At 39.2% G+C, this 18,521-nt stretch carries 21 protein-coding genes and 1 pseudogene; 8 read left to right on the top strand and 14 right to left on the bottom strand.

Annotation, left to right across the window (positions count from 1 at the left end):
* Positions 1-44: 44 nt before the first annotated feature.
* A complete protein-coding gene (gene murD, locus QUD05_RS14125; RefSeq protein WP_289796609.1) occupies positions 45-1,538 on the top strand; it encodes a UDP-N-acetylmuramoyl-L-alanine--D-glutamate ligase in 1,494 nt (497 codons plus the stop codon).
* 140 nt (positions 1,539-1,678) lie between these two features.
* Here murD and QUD05_RS14120 read toward each other — a convergent pair whose 3' ends face one another.
* The 4 genes from QUD05_RS14120 to QUD05_RS14105 form a co-directional block, all read right to left on the bottom strand.
* The gene (locus tag QUD05_RS14120) at positions 1,679-1,903 is read right to left on the bottom strand and encodes a type II toxin-antitoxin system HicB family antitoxin (protein WP_289796608.1); all 225 of its coding nucleotides are present in this window, start codon (positions 1,901-1,903) and stop codon (positions 1,679-1,681) included.
* 11 nt (positions 1,904-1,914) lie between these two features.
* On the bottom strand, positions 1,915-2,070 hold the full coding sequence (locus QUD05_RS14115) for a type II toxin-antitoxin system HicA family toxin (protein ID WP_289799967.1): 156 nt from the start codon (positions 2,068-2,070) through the stop codon (positions 1,915-1,917).
* A gap of 164 nt (positions 2,071-2,234) precedes the next feature.
* Complete coding sequence (locus QUD05_RS14110; RefSeq protein ID WP_289796607.1) at positions 2,235-2,843, bottom strand: hypothetical protein; 609 nt, start codon at positions 2,841-2,843, stop codon at positions 2,235-2,237.
* Between the two features lie 176 nt (positions 2,844-3,019).
* On the bottom strand, positions 3,020-3,607 hold the full coding sequence (locus tag QUD05_RS14105; RefSeq protein ID WP_289796606.1) for a thylakoid membrane photosystem I accumulation factor: 588 nt from the start codon (positions 3,605-3,607) through the stop codon (positions 3,020-3,022).
* A 287-nt stretch (positions 3,608-3,894) separates the two neighbouring features.
* On the opposite strand from QUD05_RS14105, the gene QUD05_RS14100 reads away from it, so the two are divergent.
* Together QUD05_RS14100 and QUD05_RS14095 are read left to right on the top strand one after the other, a co-directional pair.
* A complete protein-coding gene (locus QUD05_RS14100) occupies positions 3,895-5,253 on the top strand; it encodes a Mur ligase family protein (RefSeq protein WP_289796605.1) in 1,359 nt (452 codons plus the stop codon).
* Positions 5,254-5,335: 82 nt separating this feature from the next.
* Positions 5,336-6,154, top strand: coding sequence for a type 1 glutamine amidotransferase (locus QUD05_RS14095; protein ID WP_289796604.1), 819 nt, complete (start codon positions 5,336-5,338; stop codon positions 6,152-6,154).
* A 321-nt stretch (positions 6,155-6,475) separates the two neighbouring features.
* On the opposite strand, the gene QUD05_RS14090 is transcribed toward QUD05_RS14095, so the two are convergent.
* The 4 genes from QUD05_RS14090 to QUD05_RS14075 form a co-directional block, all read right to left on the bottom strand.
* Positions 6,476-7,507 (bottom strand): calcium-binding protein, encoded by a 1,032-nt coding sequence (locus QUD05_RS14090; RefSeq protein ID WP_289796603.1) that lies wholly within the window; start codon positions 7,505-7,507, stop codon positions 6,476-6,478.
* A 632-nt stretch (positions 7,508-8,139) separates the two neighbouring features.
* Positions 8,140-8,706, bottom strand: coding sequence for a hypothetical protein (locus tag QUD05_RS14085; protein WP_289796602.1), 567 nt, complete (start codon positions 8,704-8,706; stop codon positions 8,140-8,142).
* 113 nt (positions 8,707-8,819) lie between these two features.
* Positions 8,820-9,359, bottom strand: coding sequence for a DUF4360 domain-containing protein (locus QUD05_RS14080; protein WP_289796601.1), 540 nt, complete (start codon positions 9,357-9,359; stop codon positions 8,820-8,822).
* An 894-nt stretch (positions 9,360-10,253) separates the two neighbouring features.
* Positions 10,254-10,448: a hypothetical protein gene (locus tag QUD05_RS14075; RefSeq protein WP_289796600.1), complete on the bottom strand. Its 195-nt coding sequence runs from the start codon at positions 10,446-10,448 to the stop codon at positions 10,254-10,256.
* Between the two features lie 73 nt (positions 10,449-10,521).
* Here QUD05_RS14075 and QUD05_RS14070 point away from each other — a divergent pair, with 73 nt between their 5' ends.
* Positions 10,522-11,202: an NADPH-dependent F420 reductase gene (locus tag QUD05_RS14070; protein ID WP_289796599.1), complete on the top strand. Its 681-nt coding sequence runs from the start codon at positions 10,522-10,524 to the stop codon at positions 11,200-11,202.
* A gap of 133 nt (positions 11,203-11,335) precedes the next feature.
* On the opposite strand, the pseudogene QUD05_RS14065 reads toward QUD05_RS14070, so the two are convergent.
* From QUD05_RS14065 to QUD05_RS14055, 3 genes and pseudogenes are all read right to left on the bottom strand, one after another.
* Positions 11,336-12,950 (bottom strand): annotated as a pseudogene (locus QUD05_RS14065) (NAD(P)H-quinone oxidoreductase subunit 4).
* 581 nt (positions 12,951-13,531) lie between these two features.
* Positions 13,532-13,765: a type II toxin-antitoxin system HicB family antitoxin gene (locus QUD05_RS14060; RefSeq protein WP_289796598.1), complete on the bottom strand. Its 234-nt coding sequence runs from the start codon at positions 13,763-13,765 to the stop codon at positions 13,532-13,534.
* Positions 13,766-13,791: 26 nt separating this feature from the next.
* Positions 13,792-13,986 carry a RelB antitoxin-like protein gene (locus QUD05_RS14055; RefSeq protein WP_289796597.1) on the bottom strand — a complete coding sequence of 65 codons (195 nt, stop codon included), beginning with the start codon at positions 13,984-13,986 and terminating at the stop codon, positions 13,792-13,794.
* Between the two features lie 224 nt (positions 13,987-14,210).
* Here QUD05_RS14055 and QUD05_RS14050 point away from each other — a divergent pair, with 224 nt between their 5' ends.
* The 3 genes from QUD05_RS14050 to QUD05_RS14040 all read left to right on the top strand — a co-directional run bounded on the left by QUD05_RS14050 (position 14,211) and on the right by QUD05_RS14040 (position 15,377).
* Complete coding sequence (locus tag QUD05_RS14050; RefSeq protein WP_289795575.1) at positions 14,211-14,618, top strand: transposase family protein; 408 nt, start codon at positions 14,211-14,213, stop codon at positions 14,616-14,618.
* A 129-nt stretch (positions 14,619-14,747) separates the two neighbouring features.
* The gene (locus tag QUD05_RS14045) at positions 14,748-15,020 is read left to right on the top strand and encodes a hypothetical protein (RefSeq protein WP_289794483.1); all 273 of its coding nucleotides are present in this window, start codon (positions 14,748-14,750) and stop codon (positions 15,018-15,020) included.
* Positions 15,021-15,215: 195 nt separating this feature from the next.
* Entirely contained in the window at positions 15,216-15,377 is a 162-nt protein-coding gene (locus QUD05_RS14040) for a hypothetical protein (RefSeq protein ID WP_289794484.1), read from the top strand.
* A 66-nt stretch (positions 15,378-15,443) separates the two neighbouring features.
* Here the strand turns inward: QUD05_RS14040 and QUD05_RS14035 are convergent, their stop codons facing one another.
* Positions 15,444-15,794, bottom strand: coding sequence for an endonuclease domain-containing protein (locus QUD05_RS14035; RefSeq protein WP_289796596.1), 351 nt, complete (start codon positions 15,792-15,794; stop codon positions 15,444-15,446).
* A gap of 87 nt (positions 15,795-15,881) precedes the next feature.
* Here QUD05_RS14035 and QUD05_RS14030 point away from each other — a divergent pair, with 87 nt between their 5' ends.
* A complete protein-coding gene (locus QUD05_RS14030; RefSeq protein WP_289796595.1) occupies positions 15,882-16,904 on the top strand; it encodes an IS4 family transposase in 1,023 nt (340 codons plus the stop codon).
* A 57-nt stretch (positions 16,905-16,961) separates the two neighbouring features.
* Here QUD05_RS14030 and QUD05_RS14025 read toward each other — a convergent pair whose 3' ends face one another.
* Together QUD05_RS14025 and QUD05_RS14020 are read right to left on the bottom strand one after the other, a co-directional pair.
* The gene (locus QUD05_RS14025; RefSeq protein WP_289796593.1) at positions 16,962-17,888 is read right to left on the bottom strand and encodes a PDDEXK family nuclease; all 927 of its coding nucleotides are present in this window, start codon (positions 17,886-17,888) and stop codon (positions 16,962-16,964) included.
* Positions 17,889-18,040: 152 nt separating this feature from the next.
* The gene (locus QUD05_RS14020; RefSeq protein WP_289796592.1) at positions 18,041-18,487 is read right to left on the bottom strand and encodes a DUF29 domain-containing protein; all 447 of its coding nucleotides are present in this window, start codon (positions 18,485-18,487) and stop codon (positions 18,041-18,043) included.
* Positions 18,488-18,521: the final 34 nt, after the last annotated feature.

The raw sequence follows: 18,521 nt of genomic DNA, 5'->3' as shown, positions 1-18,521 counted from the left end.
GCTAGTATAGGGAGTGCTTAACCAGGGACACTCTGCTGCAATCTATGTCCAAAGCTACTGTTATTGGATTGGGAAAGTCCGGTGTTGCTGCGGCGAGATTGTTGAAACGGGAAGGTTGGGAGGTAGAGCTGAGTGATGGCAACACCTCCGAAACCCTCCTAGAACAACAACAAGGACTCGCTGCCGAGCAAATAACCGTGAAACTAGGACAATCCCTAGAATTGAATGGTGCTAATTTACCCCAATTAATAGTCGTTAGTCCTGGCGTGCCTTGGGATATTCCCGTATTAGTTGAGGCACGCCAACTAGGTATTGAAACCATTGGCGAAATGGAACTCGCTTGGCGAAATTTACAATCGCTACCTTGGGTAGGAATTACTGGCACTAACGGCAAAACTACTACCACAGCTTTAATTGCTGCTATTTTCCAAGCAGCAGAATTAAATGCACCCGCCTGCGGGAATATTGGTTATGCCGCTTGTGAAGTTGCCCTATCTCAGGGAGCAGGGGGAGTAGGGGAAGCATTTGATAATTCCTCACTCCTCACTCCTAACTCCTCACTCGATTGGGTGATTGCGGAAGTTAGCAGCTATCAAATAGAATCTTCGAGTTCTCTTGCTCCCCGGATCGGGGTTTGGACGACTTTCACACCGGATCATCTCAGTCGCCATAAAACTTTAGAAAACTATTACAACATCAAAGCCAAGTTATTACGTCAGTCGGAATTGCAAGTATTCAATGGCGATGATGCCTACTTGAGCCAGCTAGGTTTAAGTGCTTGGCCTGATGCCTATTGGACAAGTGTGAGAGGAAAAGATTTTCTGATTAGCGAAAAAGGCTTTTATATCGAAGACGGCTGGGTTGTGGAAAAATTGACTGCAACCTCGACACCAGAACCGATTGTGAAAGTATCTAGTTTGCGAATGGTGGGAGAACATAACCAGCAAAATCTTTTGATGGCGGTAGCAACAGCAAGATTAGCGGGAATTAATCGTGATGCGATCGCACGCGCAGTTCGGGAATTTCCTGGTGTTGCCCATCGTTTGGAGCATATCTGCACATGGGAAGGGATTGATTTCATTAACGACAGCAAAGCCACCAACTATGATGCGGCTGAAGTTGGTTTAGCATCCGTTAACAGTCCAGCGATTTTAATTGCTGGTGGAGAAGCCAAAGCAGGGGATGATACTGGCTGGCTAGCACAAATTCAAACCAAAGCTGCTGCTGTGTTATTGATTGGTTCTGCTGCACCCGCCTTTGCCAAACGTCTCCGAGAGGTGGGGTATCATAACTACCATATTGTGGAAACTATGGAAAGGGCAATTCCCAAGTCGGCAGAATTAGCCAAGCAGTATCAAGCGCCTGTGGTGTTGCTATCTCCGGCTTGTGCAAGTTTCGACCAGTACCCGAATTTTGAGGTGCGGGGCGATCGCTTCCGTCATCTATGCCTTGCTTGGGCAGGAGGTTGGAAACCCGCCGGAGTAGAACTTACCGAACTTGAAAACTCTAGTCAAGAGTCAATAGTTCAAAGTCGATAAGCATCGTTTCTTAACAAGTTCGTAGTAAGGACTTTAGTCCTTTTTTTCTAAGCACTAAAGTCCTTACTATAAACTTTCAAAACTAACTTTACAAAATATCTAGAAGGATTGTTTAGTGCTAATTTAGTATTTTTCTATAATTATATTTTGCTGTAGTTTGCAACTTCAACCTCATGAGCAATGCTTGTAGGTTTAGGAATAGGTAAACCATCTTCTAGCATTCCTTCAATATGAAATTCAATAGCTTCTGCAATCATTTGCTTGACTTCTTCTAAAGTTTCACCCACAGCTACACAACCTGGTAAATCAGGAACATAAGCAGAGTAATTACCTTCAGCCTTTTCAATCACCACTACATACTGCATTGCGGTTCTCCTTATAACTGTGCTTGCCTCCAAATACTACTGAGAGTACCAGGGGCTAAGTCGTCAGACAATTTACCTGGAACTGTAACCACACCGGGTTTATCAGGATGTTTGAACTGTCGATGACTACCTTTAGTTCTATCAAGATACCAACCATCAGCTTCCAGTCACTTGATTACATCACGTACTTTCATGTTACTACTTATCTGTACAGGTAAAATTTCTGTTACAGATAGAGTGCCTTATTGAGAAAGCAAAGTAAACACAATTATGTCAGCAATTCTGTCCGTCATGTTGTCATAGGTTTTAGTATTCCTACCCAACACATCAATCAACCAATAGGGCGATTTCCAGGATTGACTGCATGAATATATTCACTACCCGATCGCGGTCTTCCTCGTTTATAATAAGCTTCTTCTGGTTTACCCCATCCTAACTGCAAAATCATTTCCAAAAAGCTAGAATTTTCCCACTTGCACAAACTTGCCCACTCTGTTCTTTGAACAATTCTCTCTACATCAGATGTGACAATTTGTTGGTGTTGTTTACTATTATTAAAACTCAAGTATAAATCCATTCCTATAGTGACTTCATACCAAAATTCTACGATGGAATTTTTAGCGGCTTTTAATATCTCTAAGTCACCATTGAGGGCAATTAACTCAGTATCTATTTCGGGATAGTGCAAGTTTTTTCCTTTAACTGTCACTTCTCGCCAAATAATACCGGAAACTCGATTTTCTTTCTGATACTCGTGAATTGCAGTTTTAAAATCTTGATAGGCAGTAAACTGTTGCAACCCATCAGTGCTGATAAACTGGTCAATTACAGGATTGCCAGAGACTTTTATTTCTAACTTTAAGCGTTTTCCTTTGAGGCAAGCTTGGCGTTCGGCTGCCAAAATTTGAATTAGTTCTTGGGTGGTGTAAACCTTTGACATCAGAATACACTCTAGTTAATTATTGGACAATGGGCATTGATTACGGACTATAGACTATGGATTAATTTCCTCAATTGTTAATACAGATATTTCAATATTATGCTTTGACATCGGCAGCAATGTAGTAACAGATATAACTAAAAATTAGGGCAGACCAATTTGGTCTACCCCATAAATTACTTAGCTAACTCACTACTAAACTCGTTAAAGGCTCGTCGCTTTAGCTGTGCTGTTTCAGTGCGTGGTAATAAATCAAAGATTATACGAAATTGATCGTCTATATCTTCAAAAGGTACTTGACCCTTTTTATTCAAAACTACTTCACCTGACTTATTTAACACCACTACTTGAGGAACGCTTCCAGCATAGTAATATCCTGGTTCAGTTGGGTCGTAGGTCTCTTTCTGGGGGATAGTATCTACATTAATCGGCATAATCTCTGCTACGCGACCATAAAATTCCTGTACCCGTGAAATGGAAATGGCATATCTTTTGGAATCGCTACTATCATCCAGATAAAAAGCCAAAAATACGGGTTTATGTTCCGCTAAAGTCTGTGCTAGTGTCTGTCTGGGAGGAACCAATGAACCATTGCCAGCATAAACAACAAAGATGTTGCCATCATATAAATCATTATTCAGACCAGCAGATGCAGGTTGCATACTTATAATGAAAAGACTTACAAGCAACAACAGGCATTTGGACAACCACCTTTGCCAGCTAGTAATTTGTTTATGTAAAAAAAGAAACTTTGTGCTATTCATCAAAAGGAACCTTGCAAGCTACTACTTGTTGTGAGTTTGTGCTGAATTCGGCCAACTGGGCTGGATATGTAATTACGCTTACGCACTATTTTTTAGGATAACGCCTACTGAGATTATCTCTCGCAAGTGGCTGGTATCGCTACGCGCAAGTCAAAACAGAGCTAAAGTAGCGCAACAATCCAAAATCTAAAATTGTGATTACTGGCTTTTTCAGCCAGGATTCGCTAAACTCACAAGATTAAATTTGCACTTTTAATTAGCAACCGCCAGAAGACTAGGGTACAGATGTGGGAAACAAAATACAATTCATAGATAGGCTGCGATTGGGTTTCGCGGTGTCAGTGGCCAAGAGTGTGACCTTTATAGTGCGATGTCTTCGACGGGCTGCGCCTACGCTCCGTCTGGGTGCTGGTAGTGTATTACCAGGCGCAATCGCTCGTCGCATTGAACCCCGCCTTTTACAATTATTGAGTCAGCAAGTTAAAAACGGAGTGATTTTAATTGCTGGTACTAACGGCAAAACCACTACAGCCCTGCTTTTATGCACAATACTAGAACGCAAGGGGTTTCGTGTCACTCATAATTCTACAGGTGCAAATCTGGAAAATGGCTTGATGACGGCGCTGTTAGAAAGCACCAACTTACTAGGTACGCTAAATTCTGATTACGCCATTTTAGAAGTTGACGAAAATATTGTACCGAAAGTATTAGCGCCACTCCAGCCGCGAATCATTCTCTGTTTAAACTTGTTCCGCGACCAACTTGATAGGTACGGCGAAGTAGATACAATTAGTAAGCGTTGGACAAAAGTTATTTCTACCCTACCAGTAGAAACGGTGGTAATTCCTAATGCTGATGACCCAACATTATCTAACCTCGGTCAGCAGTTACCCCAACGAGTGTTATTCTTTGGCTTGAATGAACCAGAACATTATCTAGAAGCAATTCCTCACGCTGTTGATTCTATTTATTGTCCCAAATGTGGACATTCTCTAGATTACAAGGGTGTTTATTTGTCTCATTTGGGAGATTTTACTTGTCCTAAGTGTGGTTTCACTAAAAGTAAACCAACTCTGGAAAGTAGTGAATGGTCGCAAATTTTAGTTGGTTTGTACAATAAATATAATACTTTAGCTGCTACAACTGCCGCTATTGAGTTAGGAGTTGATGAAGTAACAATCAGAGATACTATTAATACCTTTCAAGCTGCTTTTGGTCGGGCTGAAGATTTAGTAATTAACGGTAAACGAGTGCGAATATTGTTATCAAAAAATCCTGTGGGAACGAATGAAACTATTCGCGTAGTTACTCAAAGCACAGATAAAACCACACTGCTGGTACTAAACGATCGCACGCCCGATGGTACTGATGTATCCTGGATTTGGGACGTAGATACCGAGAAATTAGTCGAACGCGGCGGGACTTTAGTCGTGAGTGGCGATCGCGTCTACGATATGGCACTACGTTTACGTTACAGCCAAAAGTCCCTTGATAGCAACTTAAATTTAATTGTCGAAGAAGATTTGCGACAAGCGATCGCTACTGCATTAGAGCATACACCAGAGAATGAAACTTTGCATATTCTACCTACCTACTCAGCCATGTTAGAAGTGCGAGAAGTTCTGACTGGTCGTAAAATTCTTTAAATTGGGTAGTGGGAATTAGAGAAATTTTTCCCATTTCCCCGTTCCCAACACCTAATCCAATTACGAATTACGAATTACGAATATGAATTCTCAAAATTTAGAATTAACAATTGGTTGGTTGTACCCGACGCTGATGAGTACTTATGGCGATCGCGGTAATGTAATTACTATAGAACGTCGCGCTCAGTGGCGAGGATACGATGTTAAAGTGTTACCCCTAGATCAAAATTCCACAGCCGCAGATATTAAAACTGTAGATGTAATCGTGGGTGGTGGCGCACAAGATCGTCAGCAAGAAATTGTCATGCGTGATTTGCAAGGTGCAAAAGCTGATGCAATGCGTGACAAAATCGAAAATGGAACACCGGGAGTATTTACTTGTGGTTCACCCCAATTACTGGGACATTATTATGAACCAGGCTTGGGACAACGAATTGATGGTTTGGGAATACTCGATTTAGTTTCTGTGCATCCTGGTGAAAATACTAAGCGCTGTATTGGCAACTTGGTAATTGAAGTGACAGCTTCACGCCTAGCGCGAGATTTAAAAGAGATGACGGGTAGCACACCATATTTGGTAGGCTTTGAAAATCACGGCGGACGCACCAAACTGGGAAAAGTGGAAGCTTTGGGACGTGTGGTATACGGCTTGGGAAATAATGGTGAAGATGGGACAGAAGGAGCATTTTATCAGAATGCGATCGCTACTTATTCTCACGGTCCTTTATTACCAAAAAATCCTTTCGTCGCCGATTGGTTAATTCAAACAGCACTACGGCTAAAGTATCAGCAGCAAATTAAGTTGGAACCTTTTGACGATAGCCTCGCTGCACAAGCACGAGAAGCGATGTTTAAGCGGTTGAAAGTAAGTTTGCCAAGTGTTGCTGCGGCTAAGGTTTAATTTCAGTTCGTTGATTAAGCCTCTCCTCGTGTTGTGGAGAGGTTTGAGACAGGTCAAATTTGACATAAAGCAGAGGGCAAAATGACTCAAGCATTAGCCCAAGTAACATTTCTGCCAACTGGAGTTAAACAGTACAACGCCGTTTTTTCTAAAGGGCGATACCTGCGGTAAGCTGTGCCGATGCTAATAATCAGCCACGTCGGCTAAAGTACCATAAACTAGTTGTTTTAAATTAACTGGAGTTTAGACTAGACTAAGCCATGCAAAAAGACCTAGCAAGGCTGAGTTAATCAGAGACTTAGCAACATTCTCTGAGTAAAACTATGCAATCAGAATAATGTTCGCATTAGTCAGAGCCGCCTGATTTGACAGTCTAGCAATCTGAAATTGGAAAGTGCTGTTATTAATAACATTAAAGAACAGATTACCAGTGGGTTGATCGTAGATGAAGCTTGTGGTTGTAGCAGTAGTACCAAGATGGAAAAGGCTGGGATTAAGTATACCCAAGGGTTGAGCTAGTCCGAATTCAGATATGGAGATAAAAATCTTATCATCAACGGAATCAAAGTCAGCGATCGTATCATAGCCGTCTACCAGCAAAGCAGGATCGTAGGGGCGATAAGGGTCAGATTTGGTAGTGTTGGGAATACGCAACAAGAAACTATCTTGACCAGCACCACCAGTTAACACATCTAGACCTACTCCGCCTATAAGTTGGTCATTACCAGCACCACCATTGAGTGTATCATTGCCAGCACCACCATTGAGGGTATCGTCCAAGCCCGTGCCTTCAAGAATAATTCCGGTTATCTTTGGGGCTGTGGTAATCGTTAGTGTTGGTTGGCTTACGGATGCAGGATCAACCGCAAATGCTCCAAATTCTAATGCACGCAGAGCTATCCCTACAAAAGAATCTCCATTGCTAACTAGGTTTTTGACAAAATCAGTCACATTAAAAGTGAGCAGCTGACCGACCGAAGGTAACAAGGTATCAACAGTATCTAAGAGTGTACTAGCCTGAAGATCAGAAGCCTCAGCTAAACCATTACCAACATACCCATAGGCTCCCACGATATCTGGACTATCATTCTCAGCTACTCCAAGTCCTGATACTCCTAAGTCCGTTATCCGAACCTGGAATGTTGCGCTGATAATGGCTTCTTGCAGTGGGAAAGACAATGTGTTGATGTTGAATTCAGCAAATTCTGCTGCTTCTCCGATGTCGCCAAGTACGACGGTAAAGTAATTACCAGGAAATACTTCATCGCCTAGTCCATCAAATACAGATGACGGAGGTAAATCAGCATCAATAACTTCAAAGGTTATTGTTGGAGCAAACGTAAAAGTGGCCATTAACAAATTCCTTTTTTTATTTGCTGTTAGTACTGGGGTTTAGGCTAAAAGCGATATGATAGAACACAAAGCAAATGGAATTAGAGATTAAAATATTCTCAAGTCAGGCTGAAAGCATCCGCAACTTTTAACTATTGCGTAGTATATATGTTCCAAATAAATAATACAATAATGACAATCAAACAAGGGGGTGTCTGATTAAATATAGTGCCCCTTTTGGCAGAAAGTGAGAAAAGAACTACCATTACTCACCTGCCAACATGATTTGTCCCAGACTTGAAGAGTGTCGTCAAGTAGCTTACAAATATTGAGATTTTTGCGGTGATTGGTACTCCTACCTCTGCACCAAAACCTAGCTGAAAGTCCCCTGGTTGGGAACCAGGAAAAAAGCGTCACCGTAAAAACTGATGCTCAATTGTTAAAAAAACAGTAACACACCACGTCAATAACCACCAGCTGCTGTTTAATACTCAAGATTATTCATTACTAAATCTCTGATTAACTCAGCCTTGCTGGGTCTTTTTGTATGGCTTAGTCTAAACTCCAGTAACTAATGCTTATGAGGAATAATGGGAGCATCCCATTTCCTCGCTTTTCATCTCAGAAATTAAAGAAGCGCTACAATCCACATTTTATTGTTGTTGAAGTGCAAACTTCATATCTGTTAACTCTAATTCTCCTCCGTTCGTCATTAATACTAAATTAATGCCTAAAACACTTTTTCCTGTAGTTGTATAGTTAGTTAGAGGTATTTGATTAGTCAAATCAAAATTCATAGCACTTGCATAGATCATTTGATATGGAGTTGCTTTATCGCCAAGTAAGAATGATGTGATAGCTACTCGTGCTGGTGCTTTCTTTACTACACCTTTTAAAGCTAAAGGCACTAGCCTGAATTGCTTTTGAGTATTAGAGGTATTAATTCTAACGATACATCTAGCTCTTGGCGATTGTGCATTTACGGTTATAGGAGAGCGAAGTGTAAACTGATTTATTTGCGGATCGAAACTTATATTACATCTCCTACTAACCAAAAATTTTGGCTGGTTGTCTATTGCAGTAGCAGTGCTAGATGAATTGGCATCATAACAATAGAAAAAAAACAAGCACATTAATATGAAAAAATTACGTGCATCATTTAATCTCAACATAACTTCCTCTTCATCAACAGAAATTTTTAATCTTAAAGAAGAATACATTCGGTAGATTCAATGAGTGGGGGATTTAGACCCCATCACTCATTGAAGACCACCAAATTTGGAATTTGGTGCGGTGTATCACCATCTATCCGCAGACTCGCTAAAAGCGAGGACTAGCAACGTCTTAGGTCAAAATAAAGCCTTACATCCCCAGCATTGAGATCTGCTGTATCAACGAAAATAGAACTTCCTCGTGAGGATTGTGCAATCATATTAATACCTAATAGTCCTTGCCCACCACCACTACATAAACCTGTAGCAGCTAGAACAGTAATCTCATCTTGCTCCGCAAATGCCTTACTAGATGTAAACTTGGTAGTTTTAGGGGGAGCTACGGCTTGACCAAGAGCACCACCACTAAAGCTATAAGTTCTGCTTAAGCTGGTACCTCTACTCCCTCTATCAATATCAGTAGTTCCTTGGTACAGTACTTGTACATCTTGGATGATGAAACCACTTGGAATAAAAGTTTGAACGCGTAAAATACACCTTTGACGCTGACCATTGAATGCACTAAAGTTATCCAAGACGATCGATAAGCTTCTACCATCCTCTCCAGGAAGCTGATCGTCAACAATACATCCACCAGACCCGATTGCATCTCCAAAAGTAATACTAGGCGACTCTTGAGCCAAAACCTTGGTCCCAATCACGTTGAGTCCAAGAATTGTAGATAGAGACAGTAATACACCAAATTGTTTAAAGTTCATATTGATTGTACCTATGTTGTTAAAGTTGTTTTTTCATGGACAATGCAGTCAAAATACATCTCCCTCAACTATTTAACTAGTGCAGGATAAATCTCTAGAAGGTTTACTTTATTTAGAAACTAAATCGTTTTTAACTGTGGCAGGAATTAACTTAGTGTAGGTATAGTATCACCTACGTAGGACTCACCTGTAATAGCCTAAAGTCTTGAGATTAAAAAATGGCACTTTCTCTGTAAAATCCATGAGAGAACTCTCCTACAGATGCAAAAATAGAATTAAGCTTCAATACCTTCGCTAAGAAAAGAGGTAGTCTAGCTTTTGCCGAAATACCCCAACGCAAGAAGGCGGTAAATTCTCAAGCTAATTAATGCAATAGTTGAGTGTCTCTATCCTGAAGTTACAAAAAGAATCTGAGGAACTTGTGAGGAAATATGGTGCTTATTAAAACTTAAATTTTGTCAGGATTCAAACTGGAGTTTGCTGAAATATCAACAAAACTAATATTAAAACTATAGAGATATTTATGTTGTTTGTCCTTATATGAGATATCTGATTAAAAAGCATGTGAGGAACTTGTGAGAAAATAGGGTACTTATTAAAACTTAAATTTTGTTAGGATTCAAACTGGAGTTTACTGAAATATCAACAAAACTAATATTAAAACTATAGAGATATTTATGTTGTTTGTCCTTATATGAGATATCTGATTAAAAAGAATGTGAGGAACTTGTGAGGAAATAGGGTACTTATTAAAACTTAAATTTTGTCAGGATTCAGACTGGAGTCTGCTGGGATATGAATAAAACTAACATTAAAGCTACAGAGATATTTATGTCGTTATCTTTTTGTATGAAACATCTGGTGAACAAGTATGTAGAGACGTTGCATTGCAGCAAATTTTTGTTGCAGTTCCCATGCAATGGTATAGCTTCCCAGCGATCGCTTTTCATCCACGTTGCATCGGGCGATCGCAGGTTGCAATTGCAGAACCATTGGTATAATTTCTGTGGCTACAGGTAAGTTGGTGGTCATAATTGCTTTGTGGCTACTTCACCTGCTTTAACTATAATCTTTTCACAATTTACGGTGGAATGAGGGTTAACTCATGAAGATTGGAATTATTGGCAGTGGAAACATGGGACGCTCTCTAGGTATACTCTGGGCAGAGCAGGGGCATGAAGTATTTTTTGGCTCTCGTGATGCCGAAAAAGGAAAAGCAACAGCAGAGTTCGCAGGACGCGGAACGCAAGGTGGAACAAATGATCAGGCGGCGGCGTTTGCTGATGTAATTTTGTGGACAGTACGCAACATTATGCCAAAACAGTTGCTTTCTCATCCTGAAGTTCTCGACAGTAAAATTATTATTGATTGTAATAATCAGGATATTCCTGAAGGATTTGCTTATCCACCAATAGTAGAATCCCTAGCCGAAAAGCTTGCTAAAGATATACCTCAAGCGCTGGTGGTAAAAGCTTTTAATACGATGGCGCAGGAAGTCTTTGAATTAGCACCTGAACCACTAAAAGATTATGGAGTTTCTGTTTTTGTTGCAGGAGATGATGAACAAGCCAGAAAAACAGTGATGGGACTTGCCCAAGAAATCGGATTTTTAGCAGTAGATTCTGGTGTTTTACGTAACGCTCGATTGGTAGAAGGCTTAGGAGATTTTATTCGCCTGATCATGATTGGTCAAAAACAAGGTGTTTATGCAACAATCTCTGTCAATGTCTTACCTACAGCGTCAGAACAACGCTTAGGTGGACGGCAAGCTTCGAGTTTGAAGTAAGTCGGCGATCTGGTGGCAACAGGATGAAATGGTGATTCTATAAAGCCAAAATGTTAGGGGTAGTTATTTAACCACCCCTCTATTGCCCTAATAATTTAGAATTTACTTGCAGACCCCTTAATGGGAAGTTAATTTACTCAGAAATGTTAATCGAACTTTCAACTTGAGAAGTAGCCAATGTTGGTGCAGAGAAAATCCGCGAGTACAAACTTGATGGTTGTTGATGAGCAACAACTGGTAGAACTTGACGAGCATGAGCAGCTAGTTCTATTGCCTTTACATCATAAGTCTGCGTTGCCAACTTGGGATAAAACCCGATTCCGATGATTGGCAGTAACAAACAAGCAGTAATAAATATTTCGCGGGGTTTAACATCAGATATTACAGCATCCAAGTGCAAGTCTTGACTTTGCTCACCGTAAAACACTTGACGCAGCATCGACAGTAAATAAATTGGTGTCAAAATCACGCCAACTGCTGACAGCAGAACGACTACAACTTTGAAGCTGGAACTGTAAACATCACTGCTGGCGATACCCAGAAATACCATCAACTCACCCACAAAACCACTCATTCCGGGTAAGGCGAGAGAAGCCATTGAACCAATGGTAAACAGAGCAAAGGTTTTGGGCATTACCTTAGCCATACCGCCCATTTTATCCATCATCAAGGTGTGGGTGCGATCGTAAGTCACGCCAGATAGGAAGAACAAGCTAGCAGCAATCAAGCCGTGGGAAACCATCTGTAACACTGCACCACTGATACCCAGTTCTGTGTAAGAGGCAATCCCAATCAGCACAAACCCCATGTGGGCAATTGAAGAGTAAGCCAAACGACGTTTGAGATTGGTTTGAGCAAAGGCACAGCAAGCACCGTAGACAATGTTCACCACACCCAAAACTGCTAACACTGGGGCAAAAGTCACATGGGCATTGGGCAACATTTCCACATTGAAGCGGATGAGAGCATAACCACCCATTTTTAACAACACACCAGCCAAAATCATCGAACCGGGTGCTGATGCTTCACCGTGGGCATCAGGTAGCCAAGTGTGTAAGGGGAAAATCGGTAACTTTACACCAAAGGCTATTAAGAAACCTGCATAAACCAACAATTCCAAGGTTTTGGGGTATTCTTTCATTCCTAGAGTCGCCATGTCGAAAGTGACGGTATCTCCAGAGAATGCCATTGCAAAACCTAGCAATCAAGATAAATATTGATGCAGCAGCGGTGTAAAGAATGAATTTGGTAGCAGCATAACGGCGGTTTTGTCCTCCCCAAATGGAAATCAGCAGGTAAACTGGCACTAACTCGATTTCCCACATCAGGAAGAACAACAGCAAATCTTGGGCAACAAATACGCCAAGTTGGGCGCTGTACATCGCTAACATCAAACCATAAAATAATCGCGGCTTGGTGTTAACTTTCCAAGCCGCGAATATTGCGAGGGTATTTATTAAGCCTGTCAGAAGCAGTAAGGGCATCGATAAACCGTCAACTCCCACAGCCCAATGCAAACCTAACTGCGGTATCCAAGGATAGTTTTCTATAAGTTGGAGTGTTGAGCTTTGGAAGTCGTACTTATACCAAAAGGCATAAATCATCAGTGCAAAGTCGGCAAAAGCAACGCCCAGACCATACCAGCGGACAGTTCTACCTTCCTTGTCTGGGATTAGGGGGATGGCTAAAGCAGCCACCAAGGGTAAGAGGATTATGGCTGTTAGCCAGGGAAATTCAATAGCATTCATCACTTCTGACAATCAATTTGGCTTATCGCTTTTAATTTCATTATATTAAGGATTCAATACTTTTGTAAACATTCTTTAACTATAGAAAATTAAATTTTTGACATAGATAAGAATATATACTCATTGAATGTCAAATTATCAGGATAAATAAGAATAAATACTTATCTGTTTTTGACGATTCCATTCTAAATGTAAACTTTTGCAACGTCAACAAAGAACAGGAGCTAAAGCCACCGTTACAATACAGTTAAATTTCCATGCTTCATCCCTATTGTCAGGGCTATCTAGTCTATGCTTCTAAGTTGAGTCATAGACCTAACGCCCAACCCTTTTTCTACTAGCGTTGGGTAGGGTGTAGAAAATGGATAACTAACAAGTATGAATCTCGTCTAATCAATTGCAGCAAGTCCCAGACTATAGGTACATCCGGCGACGAAGACATGAATTATGCTTGGTATAAAAAATTAGTGAGATAGCGTAGGCGTAGCCCGTCGTAGACATCGTACAGCCATTAATATCCGAAGTATGTGATGGGCTACCTGATGCACTTTTATGTCAACTTTTTTGAACTCGAAGATGTATCATCCTAATTCAGTGTCATCCACTGACAAAAACTCATGTAATTCTTTTATAGTGAGTGCAGGATGGTACATATTAGGTTCGATTTTATAGACTTCCAAAAAAGATGCGATCGCTTCTTTAAGTTGCTTGATTGCTGCTGCTTGATTTATCCCTTGTCTTACCAGTCCATTTTCTAAACATAAAGCAAACCAATAACCAGCACTCTTTCGCAAAACTGTTGTGTAGAAGTCCATAAATGTTTTCAACTTGCCACATTTTCTTATTTTAGTGATTGATAATATTTCAGGGCTTCATCTTTTGATAGTGGTCTTTCTTCCTCTATTTCCTCCATGAGTTTTGCTAAACCGTAATTCTCAAGAATTTCTTCAATTTTTTCAAATTCAGCGATAGGAATTTGTACGGCAATAGGTTGTTGATTTTCGTCGAGAACATAATTTTTGTGAACTTCAAGCATTTTATAACTCCTATGTGTAAAAAGCTTGGTGTAAGGTAATTAGATTTTAACAGTTTATCGCGATTGACCTCTCCCCCAACCCCTCTCCGAGACGGAGAGGGGAGCCGGATTTCTCCCCCTTCCCTCGCAGGGAAGGCAGGGTGGATTAATTGTCGAGAGAGAAAATATAACATAGAAGGATGATTCCTTAAGAAAAACACGGTTCTCCCAGAGGAAAGTTAGGAATGAATTTAATCGAAGCAATCCAAGGGGTTCCCGATTATCGACATGCTAGAGGTATTAGACATAGACTTTGGATAATACTAACTATAGTTTTGTTAGGTAGTTGTACAGGATATTGGGGGTATAAACCTTTAGCTGAGTTCACAAAAAATCATCGATTATCTCTAATCAAATTATTAGATTTATCTCCAGATATTCAATTTCCGTCAGCATCAACATTCAGAAATATTATGATGTCAATTGATTTTCAGATATTAGCTGAACTGTTTAACGTCTGGGCAGAAAAGAGTTTGCCAATTAATTTCAAAGAATTATTTGCCATCGATGGGAAATGTATTAAAAGTACTGTAACCGGGGGAAATCAATCCTATCAAAACTTTGTGAGTATCGTTTCAGTTTTCAGTTTATAGTCATCAGCAAGGATGGGTAATCAGACATCAAGCTATGGAAAATAACAAAAACAGTGAGATTAGTGTGGTAGAAGAGCTAATTAAAAAGCTTTATGGGCATCATATCGTGATTACAGCCGATGCACTACATTGCCAAAAAAAACTGTTGAGCTGATTATCGAGGGAGAAAATGACTACATTATTACTATTAAAAGAAACCAGCCAAATCTCCTGAAAGTAGCTACTGAGCTAGCTGAATCCTCAATCGCTATCGATACCAATTACCATGATGAAAATTTACATGGACGAAAGACTACTCGTCAAGTCAAAGTCTATCCAATTCCATTTGAGTCACTACCTGATTGGGTTGGCGCTAAAAGTTTAATTGAGGTTAACAGATATGGAACTCGACCTCAAGGATAGAATTGTCGTCGCCAGATTGTTGACTATCATGAACAACACTTTTATTTAAGTAGCTGAAATTATTCAGCTTCAGAATTCGCGGAGATTATTCGTGGTCATTGGTCAATTGAAAATCAACTTCATTGGGTCAAGGATGTAACTTTAAATGAAGATAACTGTATTCATACTGGCGGTTTTTCACCAGCTAATTGGGCGATGGTCAGACAGTTTTTAGTTTCCCTGGCTCGTCAGTTAAATTGTCGGACTCTTCCCGAAGCGTTAAGGCTGATGGCTAACCAACTTCAAATGATTTTTGATGCGCTATTTGACCACTCCGACTCCTTTTGCCCAATGCCTGTGAGTCCAATGGTCGAGTGAGAAAACTTTTTCTCTCCCGACAATTAATCCACCCTGCCTTCCCTCGCAGGGAAGGGGGTTGGGGGGTTAGGTCTGTTGAGAACAAGCTGTGGAAATACGCATCAAAACTTTATCAAGTTCGTGTCTCACTTCTTCATTTTTAATTCGCAACAAACGCAGTCCCCTAGCTGACAAAACTTTGTCCCGTTCTGCATCATATTTGGCTTGTTGTTCATGAATTTTGCCATCTATTTCTATCACTAATGCAGTTGCGTGACAGTAGAAATCTGCAATAAAGCCATTGATAATCTGCTGACGGCGAAAGTGAAAACCATTCAAGCGATTAGCACGAAGATGTTGCCAAAGAATTTTTTCTTCTGGTGTCATTTGCTGACGAAGCTCTTTGGCACGTTGCACTTTAACTAAGTCTGCTTTCAAAAGTGTTGAATGTTAAGAAAAATCCGATAAAAACAGCCCAAAATATGTTAAATTTTGGGCGGAAGATTAAAGTATATCTATTTGATAGTGATTATAAATTCATTTCCCAAGATTGTCAAAGATATCTTGAAAGGACTGCCAAAAAACGATTATCCAGTATTGAACAGTCGTCTGTTTTTTGAGTGCTGGCTCTCTTATGCTATGGATAACAGCTTAACAAGTATGCGAGATTTGTTTAAGAGATTAAACAACACGGGATTTGAGGTAGATATTTCTACTTTTTCTAAAGCAAACTTACATCGAAGCCAAAAACCTTTTCAAGAAATTTATCAAAAATTGAATGAGTTAGTACAGAAGAAAATTCATAAAAAATTACACAACATTTCTGCTATTTGTCCTATTGATTCAACAATTATTACCCTGACAAGTAAATTGTTATGGGTTTTGGGTCATCATCAAGTCAAACTTTTTAGTTCTTTGAATTTAGCTACTAGCAGCCCAGAAGATAATTTCATCAATTTTGGACATGATCATGATTATAAATTCGGTTCAAAGATGATGTCTAGTCTACCAGCTAATGCTGTAGGGGTAATGGATAGAGGCTTTGCAGGATTAAAATTTATTCAAGAATTGGTACAAGAAAACAAATATTTTGTTTTGCGGATTAAAAACAATTGGAAACTAGAATTTGAGGATGCAACTGGATTAGTCAAAGTAGGTGCATCTGATGATGCTCAAGCCTATAGAGTCATTAATTTTTGTGATTTAGAAACGAAAACTGAATTTCGCTTAGTAACTAATTTACCAGAGTCGGGAGATGCCGCTGTTAATGATGATGAAATTAGGGATATTTATCGATTACGTTGGGGAGTTGAACTATTGTGGAAGTTTTTAAAAATGCACTTAAAACTTGACAAATTAATTACCAAAAACGTCAACGGTATCACCATACAAATTTACATTAGTTTGACAGCTTATCTGATTTTACAGCTTTTATCTATTCCCGCACAATGGGGACATACACTATTAGATAAATTCCGCTATTTACAATCTTGTATGTGTCAGAAAATCAGTTATGTCCATTGGTTTGAGGAGATGATGTTATGTTGACTAATTTAGGCTTTTTAGAATTAGTGTAAATATTTATGTAAAGTTTTGTATCAGCATTCAACATTTCTGAGTACACACCAACCATTCAACAACAGAATCTTGAGCAAAATGGTTGTTATTTGCAGCTAATACAAAACCAAATCGTGCTACTGGAATTTTGATTTTAGTTTTCACTTTAGTTGGCAACCAAAGAAATAACCATATTCCTTTACTTGTATTAGTTATCTCAGCTAGTTTCTTATGATTTTCTCCTTCACCAGTACCATACAGTATTTTTCTATAAGTAGGGCTAACCATTTCCTTTATCTTTGGTTGAGCCATAAAAAGCTCTCTGATAATTCTAAAATTTTGATGAGTATCTACAGGCAAGTTACTTTTAAAGTTATGAGTAAAAGCTGGTAAGAGTTTACTTCGCAGGTCTTCATTTTGTAAGCTGCCAGGTAAGCCAAACACAGGGTAAAGAATATCATAGTTCTTACCTTCTAATTGGAATTTAGCCCCTGTTGTCTCATATTCGACATGGAATTTCCAAAAAGATATATCATTTTCAAATTTTGATGCTTCTTTATCTGTGTAATTGTCTTCATGAAAAGTAGGAGCAATAGCGATTAACTTTATTGGTAATGAGTAATCGATTTTGTCAGCAAAAGACTGATTTTGTAAAATAATTTTTCGATATCTCAATAGCTGAGATACCAATCCTCTATCTTCTTCATTTTTTAATTCAATAATAACTGCTTGTTTATGTAATTTACTACAGCATAGTAAATCACAACGCTGCGTTTTGAGGCTATGCTGACGTTTAATTAAAACCAAGTCTGGGAATATTATGTCAAAATAAGCTTCAATATAATTCTCTAAATCTTGTTCAGACTGGAAGCGAATTTTTCCGCCAATGTAGATTAATTTACGATTAGCTTTGTCTGAATCCTCATTCCAGTTTTTCGAGTTGGTTGTTAAATGTTTTGATTTTAGGTAAGGCATGAAAGTTTTTAAATACAATAATCTATATACAAATTAGTGTATTTATACAATAGCTTTAACAGCAAAAATACTGAAATATCATCTATTTAAGCATCAAGCTAGCCAATATCCAAAACTTTGTTTAATTACAAGTCAAAATTACTTAATGCAACCTAATAACTATTTTTTAAAGTTTCTTCTAATGTAAACGGAGATTCTTGAGGAAAGAAATTTAATTTAATCTTTGTTTCATCAGATGCTTTGAGACGAGCCTTTTGATAACAGTTTTCAAATACTTCTGCAAGTAGAGGTTGCAAACTCGGACTATCTTCTAATAATGTTTCAATACAGATACGCTGTTCAGAAATGGTACTGCGCCAACTTTCACTACGTTTTTCTGGTTGATATTGCCATTTAAGCAAGTGCATTAATAGCACAATTAATCTATTTTTTAACTCGCGTTTTTCACTTTTCCCCATGCTTTCAATTTCTTCAATTAGATTAACTATATCTATTTCATTAAAATTATTTTCTTTTAACTGGTGTGCAACTGTTTGTGTCCACAAGTAAAAGTCTTGTTCATATAGATTTTTTTTGTTGATAAAAGATGGATTATTCATTAATATTCCTCTTGAAAATGCTAACAACTAGGTG

The organism is Nostoc sp. GT001 (genome assembly GCF_030382115.1).
Classification (GTDB): domain Bacteria; phylum Cyanobacteriota; class Cyanobacteriia; order Cyanobacteriales; family Nostocaceae; genus Nostoc.
Note: the sequence above shows the minus strand (reverse complement) of the source record. Positions and strands in the feature narration are given on the sequence as shown.

What these genes read in the sequence shown, in the direction of transcription:
- murD (WP_289796609.1), top strand. Translation starts at nt 45, where the DNA reads ATGTCCAAAGCTACTGTTATTGGATTGGGAAAGTCCGGTGTTGCTGCG.
- QUD05_RS14070 (WP_289796599.1), top strand. Translation starts at nt 10,522, where the DNA reads ATGAAGATTGGAATTATTGGCAGTGGAAACATGGGACGCTCTCTAGGT.
- QUD05_RS14075 (WP_289796600.1), bottom strand. Translation starts at nt 10,448, where the DNA reads ATGACCACCAACTTACCTGTAGCCACAGAAATTATACCAATGGTTCTG.
- QUD05_RS14110 (WP_289796607.1), bottom strand. Translation starts at nt 2,843, where the DNA reads ATGTCAAAGGTTTACACCACCCAAGAACTAATTCAAATTTTGGCAGCC.
- QUD05_RS14040 (WP_289794484.1), top strand. Translation starts at nt 15,216, where the DNA reads ATGGTCAGACAGTTTTTAGTTTCCCTGGCTCGTCAGTTAAATTGTCGG.
- QUD05_RS14060 (WP_289796598.1), bottom strand. Translation starts at nt 13,765, where the DNA reads ATGGACTTCTACACAACAGTTTTGCGAAAGAGTGCTGGTTATTGGTTT.
- QUD05_RS14085 (WP_289796602.1), bottom strand. Translation starts at nt 8,706, where the DNA reads ATGTATTCTTCTTTAAGATTAAAAATTTCTGTTGATGAAGAGGAAGTT.
- QUD05_RS14120 (WP_289796608.1), bottom strand. Translation starts at nt 1,903, where the DNA reads ATGCAGTATGTAGTGGTGATTGAAAAGGCTGAAGGTAATTACTCTGCT.
- QUD05_RS14050 (WP_289795575.1), top strand. Translation starts at nt 14,211, where the DNA reads ATGAATTTAATCGAAGCAATCCAAGGGGTTCCCGATTATCGACATGCT.
- QUD05_RS14105 (WP_289796606.1), bottom strand. Translation starts at nt 3,607, where the DNA reads ATGAATAGCACAAAGTTTCTTTTTTTACATAAACAAATTACTAGCTGG.
- QUD05_RS14020 (WP_289796592.1), bottom strand. Translation starts at nt 18,487, where the DNA reads ATGAATAATCCATCTTTTATCAACAAAAAAAATCTATATGAACAAGAC.
- QUD05_RS14095 (WP_289796604.1), top strand. Translation starts at nt 5,336, where the DNA reads ATGAATTCTCAAAATTTAGAATTAACAATTGGTTGGTTGTACCCGACG.
- QUD05_RS14025 (WP_289796593.1), bottom strand. Translation starts at nt 17,888, where the DNA reads ATGCCTTACCTAAAATCAAAACATTTAACAACCAACTCGAAAAACTGG.
- QUD05_RS14055 (WP_289796597.1), bottom strand. Translation starts at nt 13,986, where the DNA reads ATGCTTGAAGTTCACAAAAATTATGTTCTCGACGAAAATCAACAACCT.
- QUD05_RS14090 (WP_289796603.1), bottom strand. Translation starts at nt 7,507, where the DNA reads ATGGCCACTTTTACGTTTGCTCCAACAATAACCTTTGAAGTTATTGAT.